This is a genomic window from Klebsiella sp. 141198 (assembly GCF_050600785.1).
In the GTDB taxonomy this organism is placed as follows: Bacteria; Pseudomonadota; Gammaproteobacteria; order Enterobacterales; family Enterobacteriaceae; genus Klebsiella; species Klebsiella aerogenes.
Genome location: NZ_JAQIRM010000001.1, coordinates 939,962 through 953,083 on the forward strand (window position 1 = coordinate 939,962; position 13,122 = coordinate 953,083).

13 protein-coding genes are annotated in these 13,122 nt (G+C 52.6%); 4 read left to right on the forward strand and 9 right to left on the reverse strand.

Annotation, left to right across the window (positions count from 1 at the left end):
- Positions 1–6 precede the first annotated feature (6 nt).
- Positions 7–1,605: an ABC transporter substrate-binding protein gene (locus tag PGR10_RS04555; RefSeq protein ID WP_430923033.1), complete on the reverse strand. Its 1,599-nt coding sequence runs from the start codon at positions 1,603–1,605 to the stop codon at positions 7–9.
- A 233-nt stretch (positions 1,606–1,838) separates the two neighbouring features.
- On the opposite strand from PGR10_RS04555, the gene PGR10_RS04560 reads away from it, so the two are divergent.
- Together PGR10_RS04560 and PGR10_RS04565 are read left to right on the forward strand one after the other, a co-directional pair.
- Complete coding sequence (locus PGR10_RS04560) at positions 1,839–2,507, forward strand: hypothetical protein (RefSeq protein WP_087859541.1); 669 nt, start codon at positions 1,839–1,841, stop codon at positions 2,505–2,507.
- A 188-nt stretch (positions 2,508–2,695) separates the two neighbouring features.
- On the forward strand, positions 2,696–4,129 hold the full coding sequence (locus PGR10_RS04565; RefSeq protein WP_348854717.1) for an aldehyde dehydrogenase: 1,434 nt from the start codon (positions 2,696–2,698) through the stop codon (positions 4,127–4,129).
- Between the two features lie 121 nt (positions 4,130–4,250).
- On the opposite strand, the gene PGR10_RS04570 is transcribed toward PGR10_RS04565, so the two are convergent.
- Complete coding sequence (locus tag PGR10_RS04570) at positions 4,251–4,424, reverse strand: GhoT/OrtT family toxin (RefSeq protein WP_015366412.1); 174 nt, start codon at positions 4,422–4,424, stop codon at positions 4,251–4,253.
- A gap of 193 nt (positions 4,425–4,617) precedes the next feature.
- On the opposite strand from PGR10_RS04570, the gene yncL reads away from it, so the two are divergent.
- A complete protein-coding gene (yncL, locus tag PGR10_RS04575; RefSeq protein ID WP_064571558.1) occupies positions 4,618–4,710 on the forward strand; it encodes a stress response membrane protein YncL in 93 nt (30 codons plus the stop codon).
- A 51-nt stretch (positions 4,711–4,761) separates the two neighbouring features.
- Here the strand turns inward: yncL and PGR10_RS04580 are convergent, their stop codons facing one another.
- Entirely contained in the window at positions 4,762–5,046 is a 285-nt protein-coding gene (locus tag PGR10_RS04580) for a hypothetical protein (protein ID WP_259678461.1), read from the reverse strand.
- Positions 5,047–5,497: 451 nt separating this feature from the next.
- On the opposite strand from PGR10_RS04580, the gene PGR10_RS04585 reads away from it, so the two are divergent.
- The gene (locus tag PGR10_RS04585; RefSeq protein WP_087859538.1) at positions 5,498–5,620 is read left to right on the forward strand and encodes a small membrane protein; all 123 of its coding nucleotides are present in this window, start codon (positions 5,498–5,500) and stop codon (positions 5,618–5,620) included.
- A 227-nt stretch (positions 5,621–5,847) separates the two neighbouring features.
- Here PGR10_RS04585 and patD read toward each other — a convergent pair whose 3' ends face one another.
- From patD to PGR10_RS04615, 6 genes are all read right to left on the reverse strand, one after another.
- Complete coding sequence (patD, locus tag PGR10_RS04590) at positions 5,848–7,272, reverse strand: aminobutyraldehyde dehydrogenase (RefSeq protein ID WP_087859537.1); 1,425 nt, start codon at positions 7,270–7,272, stop codon at positions 5,848–5,850.
- 21 nt (positions 7,273–7,293) lie between these two features.
- Positions 7,294–8,100 (reverse strand): ABC transporter permease, encoded by an 807-nt coding sequence (locus PGR10_RS04595; protein WP_113373273.1) that lies wholly within the window; start codon positions 8,098–8,100, stop codon positions 7,294–7,296.
- Positions 8,090–9,019: an ABC transporter permease gene (locus PGR10_RS04600; RefSeq protein WP_430923034.1), complete on the reverse strand. Its 930-nt coding sequence runs from the start codon at positions 9,017–9,019 to the stop codon at positions 8,090–8,092. Before PGR10_RS04600 ends, PGR10_RS04595 begins: the two co-directional genes overlap by 11 nt.
- A gap of 1 nt (position 9,020) precedes the next feature.
- Entirely contained in the window at positions 9,021–10,034 is a 1,014-nt protein-coding gene (locus PGR10_RS04605) for an ABC transporter ATP-binding protein (protein ID WP_430923035.1), read from the reverse strand.
- A 17-nt stretch (positions 10,035–10,051) separates the two neighbouring features.
- Entirely contained in the window at positions 10,052–11,197 is a 1,146-nt protein-coding gene (gene ydcS / locus PGR10_RS04610) for a putative ABC transporter substrate-binding protein YdcS (protein ID WP_087859531.1), read from the reverse strand.
- Positions 11,198–11,515: 318 nt separating this feature from the next.
- Complete coding sequence (locus PGR10_RS04615; protein ID WP_087859530.1) at positions 11,516–12,928, reverse strand: PLP-dependent aminotransferase family protein; 1,413 nt, start codon at positions 12,926–12,928, stop codon at positions 11,516–11,518.
- Positions 12,929–13,122 lie beyond the last annotated feature (194 nt).

The window sequence follows — 13,122 nt, forward strand, 5'->3', positions numbered from 1 at the left end:
TTTCGATCAATTCAGCTTAGCTTTGGAAAAATCGCTTCCCATCAGACTCACGCTATAACCGCTGACGTTACTGCGGGTGGCGTAGAAAGTTTTCCCCGTCGCCAGCGTGATCCACGGCGCCTGCTGATAGAAGATTTCCTGGGCCTGTTGGTAAAGTTTAGCCCGCGCCTGCGGATCGCTTACCAGAAGCGCTTTTTTCACCAGCGCGTCATAGGACTTATCACACCAGCGCGCTACGTTGGAGCCGGTTTTGATATTATCACAGCTGAGCAGCGTACCGGCGAAGTTGTCCGGATCGCCGTTATCGGACATCCAGCCAAACAGCGCGCTATCATGCTCGCCCTTGCGCATACCGGACAGGTATTCGCCCCACTCATAGCTGACGATTTTCGCTTTAATGCCGACTTTGCTCCAGTCGTTCTGAATCATTTCAGCGATACGTTTCGAGTTCGGGTTATACGGGCGCTGTACCGGCATCGACCACAGAGTCACTTCTGCGCCCTGCGCCACTCCCGCCTGCTTAAGCAGCTCTTTCGCCTTCTGTGGATTGTAGTCGTAATCCGGTAAATCCTTCTTGTAACCGAGCATATTGGCCGGGATCGGCGATTTCGCCACGTTGCCGGAATCCAGGAAGACCGCCTTCACGATCGCCTGCTTATCGGTGGCGTAGTTCAGCGCCTGACGTACCAGCACGTTATCAAACGGTTTCTTTTCAGTATTAAATGCCAGATAGCCCACGTTCAAGGCTTCCACCGCGTGTAGCGCCAGATCTTTATTCCCTTTAATTACCGGAAACTGTACCGGCGATGGCGCGGGAATGATCTGGCATTCGTTGGTTTGCAGCTTAGCCAGGCGGGTTTCAACGTTCGGCGTGATGGAGAAGATCAGATGTTTAGTCGGCACCTCGCCTTCCCAATAGTGCGGGTTGGCGATATAACGGATTTGTGAATCTACCTTGTACTGCTGCAGCGCGTAAGGGCCGGTGCCAATAGGCCAGCTATCAACGTATTCCGGCGTCCCCTTTTTCAACATCGCGTCGGCATATTCCGCAGAAAGAATCGAGGCGAAGTCCATCCCCCAGTCGGCGAGAAACGCCGCATTGGGTTCGCTCAGCACAAACTGAACGTGATAATCATCAATCTTCTTCACTTCTTTAATCAGCTTATCAAGACCAACGTCGTGGAAATATTCATAATTGCCCTGCGACACGTTGTGATATGGATGCTGCGGATCCTGCTGGCGCAGCACCGAGAACAACACATCATCCGCATTGAAATCGCGGGTCGGTTTAAAGTATTTATTGCTGTTGAACTGCACGCCTTTACGCAGCGTAAAGGTCCAGGTTTTACCATCCGCAGACACTTTCCATTCGGTCGCCAGCGACGGAATCGGCGTGTTTTTAAGCGGATCAAAGGTTATCAGGCGATTATAAAGTACCTGTGAGCTGGCAACGAATGAAGGACCAGAGCTGGCGATTTGCGGGTTAAAGGATTCCGGCGAGGCTTCCGAACAGTAGACCAACGTGTCGTTGGACGCAGCCAACGCGGCGCCGGTCGGCAACAGCGCGCTTAAGGCCAGCGCAAGTAGTGATTTCCCTGTAGACATGGTTATAAACCTTATAAATTTGTTATATGCACACTAATAACAGCACAGTGGAATACAACCAGCAAATAATGAATCGCTATTAGATTCACACTTTAACTCATAAGGTTAGTGCTGTTTGCTTTGCTTAACGGCACTATCATCGGCTACGCCCGCACCGGTACGACAAAATGATTATTTACGACTAAGATCCAATCGCGTGCCGCATTGTCCCTTTTCAGTCAAAGGAGCGTTACATGACGAATTCGATTTATCAGCCTATCACCCTCAACGATCCGCGGTTGTTGCAATTTGCCGAACAGTTGAATCCTGGCGCCAGTCCGATCTATCTCCCGGTCATTGATAGACCTGGGCCTGAGGGAAACGCCTATTGGAATGTCAGCGCGGCGATCGAACAGGTCGGTGGAAAAATGCTGCTGGGCTGGGAGATAAACTACTGGCCGGGCTGTTTTCTGGTCGCAACGCATCACGCCGCCTTACAGGCCGATGATGGCGGTGTCTATGATGTGACTCAACGTTCGCAAGCCGCGGCGGTCCCTAACGTTAATCTTTTTGTTCCCGACGACTCAATTGCTATTGATCTTGATAAAACACCGGCGGTCAAATCACGATTTTACATATTACATTCCGCCGTCCAAATTACGGACTATCTCCGGGCATATGATAATCTCAACGCTTTCGAGAAAAAGCTAAGCGATAAGCTATATGATATCGGCTATCGTTGTGAAACGAATAAAGCGTTGGCGAGCGGTGTCGTTGGCGCAACGCCTGCCTTCACGGAAAACAGTTCGGTCGATGTTGACGAAATAAAAATGAATATTTCGGAATTAAGCTGGATATTAAAAGATAAAATTAAAAAGCTAAAACAATATTCTGACGCACTACAGGTACAGCCATTACATTAACTGTCCTCTTTGGGCCGTGGCGAATGGATTATGTCTGCTACGGCCCATGTTCACCGTTCTCATTATTGTACTAAGTTGTGACCCGCTGAGTAATCTGCAAAAAAGTTGTGCGATAACCGCCCTTTCGCCGCTGCGCAATGAGGTAAGGCGGTAGACTCGACACTCCGCAGACCAATGAGGTTACGCTAATGACAATAACCTGCAGCTTATATAGCGGCGGCCGCTGGCATGATGCCGAAGGCCACGCTACTTTCACTCGCCGACATCCGCAAAATAGCGAGATAGTCTCTACCGCCGCAGCGGCCAGCCTCAATGACGCCCGTCGCTGCGCAGAAGCCGCCGCCGCCGCATTCCCGTCATGGCGCGACACCATCCCCTCCGAACGTCGCCGTCTGTTGTTGGAAGCCGCCGAGCAAATGCAGCGTAGAGAGGCGAAATTTATCGCCACTATGGCGGCGGAGACCGGCGCGACAGCGCACTGGGCCGGATTCAACGTGCACCTGGCGGCAGATATTTTGCGTGAAGCCGCGGCCTTGACCACGCAAATCGAAGGTCAAATTATTCCCTCCAACGTGGCCGGCAATCTGGCGATGGGCGTGCGTCAGGGGGCCGGCGTGGTGCTGGCTATGGCGCCGTGGAACGCGCCGCTCATTCTGGCAACCAGAGCCATCGCTACGCCGCTGGCCTGCGGCAATACGGTGATACTCAAGGGTTCGGAACTCTCGCCCGCCACGCAAAGCTTAATCGTCGATGCCCTTGCCGCGGCGGGCTTTCCCGACGGCGTGGTGAATTATCTCACCTGCTCGCCAGCCGAAGCGCCTGCGCTGGTGGAGACGCTGATTGCTCACCCCGCCATACGACGCGTCAATTTTACCGGGTCGACCCCGGTTGGGCGCATTATTGCCCGCACCTGTGGAGAACACCTTAAGCCTGCGATACTGGAGCTGGGCGGCAAAGCGCCTCTACTGGTACTGGATGATGCCGATCTGCAGCAGGCAGCGGCGGGCGCGATTTTCGGCGCTTTTGCCAACGCCGGGCAGATTTGTATGTCCACCGAGCGCATTATTGTCGATGAGAGCATCGCGGATGACTTTGTCGCTTTAATCAGCCAACGAGCTTCCGCGCTGCCTGCTACGCTTCTCGGCCCGGTGGTCGATTTGAAAACGGTACAACGCTGCAACGCGTTGATTGATGATGCGCTAAGTAAAGGCGCACATTTACTCTGCGGTGGAAAAGCGGATTCGACGCAAATGCGCGCCACCCTGCTGGATGGCGTAACGAGCGAAATGCGCATATGGCATGAAGAATCTTTTGGCCCGGTCAAATCGGTGATCCGGGTTAACGGTGAGGAAGAGGCGCTGGCCGTGGCAAACGATAGCGAGTACGGGCTGGCGGCAGCGGTTTATAGCCGCGATACCGCTCGCGCCTGGAATGTGGCGCAAAACCTGCAAACCGGTATTTGCCATATTAACGGCCCTACCGTACATGATGAAGCGCAGATGCCGTTCGGCGGCTGTAAAGCGTCCGGCTATGGCCGCTTCGGCGGACGCGCCGGGATCGCTGAATTCACCGAGCTTCGCTGGATAACCATGCAAACTCGCCCGCGCGAATTACCGTTCTGATTTACCACGATGCTTTCAGGCCAGCCCGGCAATCGCGCGCGCCAGCGCGGCCGGGTTTTCCCATGCCACCGAAATGGCCTGCCAGTGGTACCACAGCCCATGCCGGGTCAGAAATCACCGTTCAGAACAGTGAAACCAGCAACGCCATAGGAAAGCTGAACGGCCATGTCGCACCAATCAACAGCGCCGCCAGCAGGCGAATGCAGCGGCTTTCCTTAGTTAAGAACCAGCTTATCAACGCACAAATACAGCCCATTACGGCATAAAAAACCAGCATCTTCTGGTATAAAGTCATTTTTTTCCTTCCCTGTCAGACATCGCGCCATACGCGTTATCCTGTCCCGCACCACTTAGCACGTCAGAGATCAATACTTCACAAAACAAATCGCTACAAAGACCATGGAAAAACGGTTGATTCAGTGTTGTCCGATAGCGCAACTCTACGCCACCGACTATAAATGTAGGGGCTTACTCATAAAGGTGGCGTTATGGATGTTTCCAGCAAAACCGTAATTCTGATTAATGTCGGCGCAGCGCTTGCGCTTATTAGCCTGTTATCCGTTCGTTTTGGTTGGTTTTAGTAATTTTTTCAGCAACTAAACCTAAAAAAGCAGCCTCAGCGGCTGCTTTTTTTATGATTTAACTGTCGCGCGTTTCCCGGCGCCTGACTGCTGAAGCGCAGCAATAGTCTTAAGATTTTCCGGGTTATATTGCGGCAAGAAATTCAGCTTTTCGTTATCCCACTCTACCGATGCGCAAACGTCCTCATTTGCCCCCAGGCTTTCACAGTCACTAATACGCTGGGCAGGGAGATTGCCGTAAAGCATCGCGCTTACGCCGGTGAGTAACAGGAGAAATACTAGCTTTTTCAAAACCAATTCAACTTCAGAATAACAAATTTTGTAAAATTTTCTCATGAGCGATGCGATAAAGTCAAATCACATACATGCAAACAACGGCCCGGTGGCGATCTCTACCCATATTTAACATTATTGCTACAACCATTACCTTCCAGAAGCGCGTTTCTAAGAAGTGGGATCCGCCATGCCCGCACCGCCAGGGAGAGAATATTTATATAATTGGAAATAACAAATTGATCTGGTTTTTCGTATACCGGATTATTGATATTTAACTATACTTGGCTTTAAGGGGTGAGGATTTTCTTAAATTGACTGCGCAAAATAATCAGCAATCGACTTCTGATCCTTACGCTTAATGCGGACTGTAGATTTTCTACTTGTTATTTTGTGCTGTATATTGCGGTAGGTGAACGAAATTATTATTTGCAAATTCACGGATTTCCGCATAGTTTCATTACTATTCGTTATAACGTATTTGCTTTTTTTCTCACTTATTTTGAGGTCGCTTATGTCAGGAATAGTTGCCCTGCTAATGGCTTTAGTTCTATTGGTGATCGCAATCTACAGCCTTGTCTCTTATATTCGTGAGCGCCGCCACTCGGGCCTGCCATCTAAAAAAGATAAACATTAATTATTGCATCGCTCTTAAAAGTCGATACAAAAAAAATCCCCGCATCATCCTGCAGGGATCTAACAATTAATAACATGCTTAGTAGTTTACACCCCATCCGGCGCTTATCTCCGGCACTCACAATGGCTTAGCTCTTGAAGGGGTATAAGAATACTCTCATATTACCCCTTATCTTTTTTAACAATTGTTGCTATTGCAACTATTAGCCTGGTAATGCTGCCGGTACGTTAATGTTTCACCATCACATGGCGAACCACCGTGTAGTCCTCCAGCCCATACATCGACATATCCTTGCCGTAACCAGAAAGCTTCTGTCCGCCGTGCGGCATTTCGCTCACCAGCATGAAATGGGTATTCACCCAGGTGCAACCGTACTGCAAACGCGCGCTCAGACGATGGGCGCGGCCAACGTCCTGCGTCCAGACCGAGGAGGCCAGACCATACTGTGAATCATTAGCCCAGGTTAATACTTGTTCCTCATCGCTAAACGACGTTACGCTGACTACCGGACCAAAAACTTCGCGTTGTACGATAGCATCATCCTGCTGCGCGCCAGCCAACAGCGTGGGCTGGAAATAGTAACCATTCCCCGCCGCGCGACTGCCGCCGGTCACCACTTTAATATGCGGTAAGGCGCGTGCGGCGTTTACAGCCGCGGTCACCCGTTCAAGATGGGCAAGAGAACTTACTGGCCCCAGCTCCGTGGACGGATCGTCAGGCTGCCCCATTTTCAGGCTGGCCACGGCAGCGCCTAGCTTTTCAACCAGCCGTTCGTAGACGCCCTGTTGCGCATAAATACGGCAGGCGGCGGTACAGTCCTGGCCCGCGTTATAAAAACCAAAGGTACGAATGCCCTCAACGACGGCATCGATATCGGCATCATCAAAAACAATGACCGGCGCTTTACCGCCCAGCTCCATATGGGTGCGTTTAATCGACGTCGCCGTGTGACCAATAATATGGGCGCCGGTGGCGATCGAGCCAGTCAACGAAACCATACGCACTTTACTATGGCCTGTGAGCGGATCGCCAACAGTCGGGCCGCGGCCAAAAAGCACGTTAATGACGCCAGCCGGGAAAATATCCTTCGCGAGCTCCGCCAGCTTCAATGCCGTAAGCGGAGTGATTTCCGAAGGTTTAATCACCACGCAGTTACCAGCCGCCAGCGCGGGCGCCAGCTTCCAGGCCGCCATCATCAGCGGATAGTTCCAGGGTGCAATCGAGGCCACTACGCCAACCGGGTCGCGGCGGATCATTGAGGTATGCCCCTCAAGGTACTCTCCGGCCGCCATTCCCGGCAGGCAACGCGCGGCGCCGGCGAAGAAGCGAAATACATCGGCAATCGCCGGCATTTCATCATTGATAACACAATGTAGCGGTTTACCGCAGTTTAAAGACTCCAGTTTGGCGAGCGTTTCTGCATGTTCAGTAATCACATCCGCCATTTTCAGCAAACATTCGGCGCGGGTTTTCGGCGTTGTCTGGCTCCAGCTGACAAACGCACGATCTGCAGCATTGACGGCGGCATCAACCTGCGCCTCGGTCGCCTCCGCAATCTCAATAATCGTTTCGCCATTGGCAGGATTGAATACCGGCAGCACCTCGCCTTCACCCGCCACTAATTGACCGTTTATCAAAAGGTTATGTTGCATAGCATGATCCTGTAAAGTGTATTATTTTCCGCTTTCGGCGTTATTCTCACCGTCACGGGTTAGCCACCAGGCCCCCAGGATGGGTACAGTCGTCACTAACATCACCAACAGAGCGACGACGTTGGTGACCGGCACATCGCGCGGACGCCCCAGCTGATTTAGCAACCACAGAGGAAGCGTCCGTTCATGACCGGCGGTAAAGGTAGTGACGATAATTTCATCAAAGGACAGGGCGAACGCCAGCATGCCGCCTGCCAGCAGCGCCGACCCCAGATTGGGTAGCACCACATAGCGGAAGGTTTGCCAGCCTGTTGCGCCGAGGTCCATTGATGCTTCTACCAGACTCCATGATGTCCGGCGAAATCGGGCAATAACGTTGTTAAACACTACGACTACGCAGAAGGTCGCATGACCCACCACGATAGTTAGCAAGCCAGGCTCAAGATTAACGGCTTTAAATGCCGTCAACAGCGCCAGGCCGGTAATAATGCCGGGGAGCGCAATAGGTAACAGCAACAGCAGCGACACGGCATTCTTACCAAAAAACGTACTCCGCCACAGCGCGCCGGCAGCGAGAGTACCTAACACCAGGGCAATCCCCGTAGATAAAGCGGCGATCTTAAGTGACAACGTCACTGATTCAATGATATCTGCACGAGCGGCAGCCTCGCTGAACCAGCGGAGCGTCAGCCCTTTCGGCGGGAAGCTGAAAGCGGCATCCTCTGTATTAAAGGCGTACAAGGCGATAATCAGCAGTGGAAAATGGAGAAATATCACCCCGCCCCAGGTGGCAATTTTGAGAAACAACGGTGCGCGTTCAGAGTGCATCAAACGCTCCCAGGCGCTTAACAAACGCCAGATACAGTGCAATAAGAACAATCGGCACCAACGTGAACGCCGCCGCCATCGGCATATTGCCAATCGCGCCCTGCTGCGAATAGACCATGTTGCCGATAAAGAAACCGGGCGGCCCCACCAGTTGTGGGACAATAAAATCCCCAAGCGTGAGGGAAAAGGTAAAGATAGAACCTGCCGCGATACCCGGTATGGCTAAAGGCAGTACCACGTAGCGGAAGGTTTGTTGCGGTCGGGCGCCTAAATCGGCTGAGGCCTGCAACAGCGATGGCGGCAGACGTTCCAGCGCCGCCTGCACCGGCAGGATCATGAACGGTAGCCAGATATAGACAAATACCATGAATCGCCCGAGCCCGGAGGTCGATAAGGTATTGCCGCCGACCGCCGGGATGGTCAATACCATATTTAACACGCTCTCCAGACCAAGGTGGCCGAGGAACCATTGCGCCACGCCATCTTTCGCCAGCAATAGCGTCCAGGCGTACGCCTTGACGATATAACTTGCCCACATCGGCAACATCACCGCGATATAAAAGAAGGCTTTCATCTTGCCGCGGGTATAACGCGCCATATACCACGCCATCGGCAATGCCAGGATTGCGCTGGCAATAGTCACGCAGACGGCCATCACCAGGGTACGAACAATGATGTCGTAGTTGGCGGGATTAAACAGAGCCTTCAGGTTAGCGAGCGTCAAATCCGTGGTGACCGACATCGTAAAGTCATCAAAGGTATAGAAGCTTTGCCACAACAGCGTCAGGAGCGACCCCAGATAGACAATGCCAAACCACATCAGCGGACCCAGCAGCAGTAAAAACAGACCCAGTGCGGGTTTTCGCCACAACAGCCCTGACACTCGCCCGGTCGTTGGTTGCACAAGCGCCATCGTCATCTCAGCCTCCGCTTTCCAGGGAAACCATCGCCGTACGCGACCAACAGGCCAATACCTGTTGCCCCAACTGTGGCGCGCTCAACGCTGCCCCGCCATCGACGTTGGCCTGACTGACTAGCAGTTTATCGCCCGCAGCAAGTTTCAGTTCAATACGCGTTGACGCCCCCTGAAACTGCACCGCCTGCACGGTCCCCTGAACCTGGATATCACCGCCACTATTCAGTCGAATATGTTCAGGACGCAACGACCAGGCGCCGGGCAAGCCGCATAGGCGCTGAGAAACGTCTGGGGTAAAAACGTTCGCGGTGCCGACAAATCCGGCAACAAAGGCGGTTTTAGGCTGTAAATAGAGCGAGTGCGGCGAGTCGACCTGTTCAATACGCCCATTGTTAAACACCGCCACGCGATCGGACATCGACAGCGCCTCACCCTGATCGTGAGTAACAAAAATGAAAGTGATGCCCAACGACTGCTGAAGTTTTTTTAACTCCACCTGCATCTGTTCACGCAGTTTTAAATCCAGCGCGCCAAGCGGTTCATCTAATAACAGCACACGAGGTTGGTTGACCAGCGCGCGAGCTATGGCGACCCGTTGCCGCTGACCGCCGGACAGTTGCGCAGGCTTGCGCGCGTGAACGAACCCAAGCGCTACTTTTTCTAAGGCTTCCTGGGCGCGAAGCTGACGTTCTTTTTTGCTCACGCCTTTCACCATCAGCCCATAGGCGACGTTGTCGATAATCGACATATGCGGAAATAGCGCGTAATCTTGAAAAACCGTATTGACGTCACGCTGCCATGGCGGTAATTCGCTGGCCTGCTGGCCAAAGATACGAATCGAACCGCCGGATAGCTGTTCAAAGCCCGCAATTAAGCGCAGGCAGGTGGTTTTGCCGGAGCCGGACGGCCCCAGCATGGAAAAAAACTCACCATCGCGAATGGCGATAGTCACGCCATCTACCGCGCGCACGTCACCGTAAAGACGCGAAACGTCATCAAACTCTACCGCGTACGTCATGTTCAGTCTCCAGGCGCTTAGCGGCCACCCATAATCGCGATATAGTCCTGGGTCCAACGGCTATAAGGAACATACTTCCCGCCTTCGGCAATCGGCGTTTTCCAGAACGCAATCTTGTCGAATTGGTTGTAGCCGTTGGTTTCGCAACCTTTGTCTCCCAGTAACGTACTGGCTTTACAGCCCTGTGGCACCACGGGCAGCGATCCAAACCAGGCGGCGACATCGCCCTGTACTTTCGGCGTCAGCGACCAGTTCATCCACTTGTAAGCGCATACCGGATGCTTTGCCTCACTATGCAGCATCGTGGTATCGGACCAGCCGGTTACACCTTCTTTTGGGAACACGGTAGCAATAGGCTGACCTTCGCCTTTCAGACCATTGGCCTGATACGGCCAGGAGCCCGAAGCAACCACTCCTTCGTTTTTAAAGTCGCTCATCTGCACGGTCGCATCGTGCCAGTAACGGTGAACCAGCGGATGCTGATCCTGCAGAACCTTCAACACCGCCTGATACTGCGCTTCAGTGAGTTCATAGGGGTCGTTAATTCCTAACTGCGGCTGTGTTGCTTTGACAAATAGCGCCGCATCAGCGATATAAATCGGACCATCATAGGCCTGAACTCGCCCCTGGTTGCTTTTTCCGTCCGGCAGGTCCTGTTTGACGAAAACCACTTTCCAGCTATCAGGCGGTGTCGGGAAAGTTTTAGTGTTGTACATCAGCAGGTTCGGCCCCCATTGATAGGGCGTGCCGTACACTTTATCGCCGACGTTAAACCACGCGCCTTTGGCAACTCGCGGGTCAAGCGTTTTCCAGTTTGGGATCAGCGCGGTATTAATCGCCTGTACACGCTTACCCATAATCAGGCGTAACGAGGCGTCGCCGGAGGCGGTCACCAGGTCGTAACCGCCCTTCGCCATCAGGCTGACCATTTCGTCAGAGGTGGCGGCAGTTTTCACATTAACCTGACAGCCGCTCTCTTTTTCAAATTGGCTTACCCAGTCATAATTCTTATCCGTCTGACCGCGTTCGATATAACCCGGCCAGGCAATAATATCGAGCCGCCCTTCGCCTTTATCCAGCGAAGTCGGCGGTTCAGCGGCTTGCGCTGTCAGCACAACCATACTCAGCGCGCACAGGCTGCCACGGGCAAATTTTTTGCTCATTTGAACTTACTCCTGTCAGAATAAAAGTAGCGGCAGCCGTGCCGTAAAAATATCTCCCTTAATAAGGGTAGACGGCGGCCTGCGGGGCTCTGGGGAAATTTCCTCAGGTTGTGACCAGGTGCGCATTCCGCAAAAATCGCCACCACGATTCGATAATATGGATTATAGACAAAGAGTTATGTCAAAAGGACGAGTATGCATATTCCCTATGACGACCCGCTAATGGTGGATATTTTAAGCTGATAAATGAATACGAGAATGAAGGGGATAAATTGCCGGGAAAATAAAAGCCGGCAATTAAAAAAAGCGATGAATAAACTAAGGCAAAAGTTGACGTATAAGTTCGCCGAGCCGTTTCACACCCTGCTCTTCTTTTTCTCCCCAGCCCCAGGCGGTATTAAAACGGAAAAATGAGGTCCAGTCGGCCGTGGTCGAAAACATTTTACCCGGTGCAATACTGATGTTATCCCGCAACGCCAGTGCGCTGAGTTCGCCTGAATCGATACCAGCGGGCAACTCCAGCCACAGGAAATAGCCGCTGTCGCTATGATGAATTTTGACCTCTGCGGGTAAAAAGCGCAGTAGCGCTTGCCAGGCCAGCTGTTTCCGCTCAGCAAGCTGACGACGTAAACGGCGCAAATGCGCGTCATAGCGTTTGGTAGAAAGATAATCGACCAGCGCCAACTGCATTGGCGAACTCGTAGATAGCGTACTCATCAGCTGTAACTGCTGAATACGGCGGGCATGTCGGCCAGCAGCGACCCAGCCGATACGAAACCCCGGAACCAGACATTTTGAAAATGAGCTACAGTGCAACGTCATCTCATCACGATCCCAGTACTTTGCGGGTAGCGGTTTTTCCCGACCAAAGTACAGCTCACTGTAAACGTCATCTTCAATTAACATGACGTTGTAGCGCGTCAATAGCGACACCAGCCGCGCTTTTTTGTCCGCCGTCAGCGTAAATCCGAGCGGGTTTTGGCTATTGGTCATCAGCCAGCAGGCTTTTACCGGGTAGCTCTGCAAAGCCTGTTCCAGCGCCGCCAGATCGATCCCCTCTTTCACATCGCTGGCCACCGATAGCGCTTTTAGCCGCAAACGTTCAAGCGCCTGCAGCGCGCCGTAAAAGCACGGATTTTCTACGACGACCCAATCGCCGGGTTCAGTCACCGCCTGCAGGCTGAGGTTTAATGCCTCCAACGCACCGGCGGTGATGACTATCTCATCCGGCGATACGTTCATTCCCTGCAACGCATAACGCCGGGCAATCGCATGACGAAGCTCATCATTACCCGGCGGCAGGTTCTCAATCACACTCATGGCGGTAGCAGTTTTACTCACCTGCGCCAGAGAACGATTTAGCTGCTGTAAGGGGAACAGGCGCGGGTCGGGAAAGGCGGAAGCAAAAGGCAGCATCGAAGCCTGACGGCTTGCCTGCAGGACGTCGAAAATATAGGTGTTGATATCCACCGACTCATGGCGCGTGACTTGCGCCGGAGGTTCAGGCTGGCGCTGTTTTACCGGCTGCGGCGCCACATAATAACCCGATTGCGGGCGAGCGATAATTCGTCCCTGACTTTCCAGTAACTGGTAGGCATGGCTGACGGTCATAAAACTCATTCCGCTGCTGACAACCTGCTCGCGTAATGAAGGTAGGCGATCGCCGGGTTGCCAAACGCCGAGCGCGATCTGTTCCGTGAGCCGTTGCGCAAGCTGCTGATATTTTTTCATTACCGCATCCATTTAACCAACGAGACCCGTATCTTATAACAGATGGTCAAAAATGGCAGGTTTTAAAAACTGATATAGCTAATAGCTATCACCGGATAAATACTGGTTTCGCACTGCAAGCGATGACGCTGATGTTCAAATAACATGAGATTGTATTATCACTAATGAAATATGCGCATTTGAGAATAGTAATA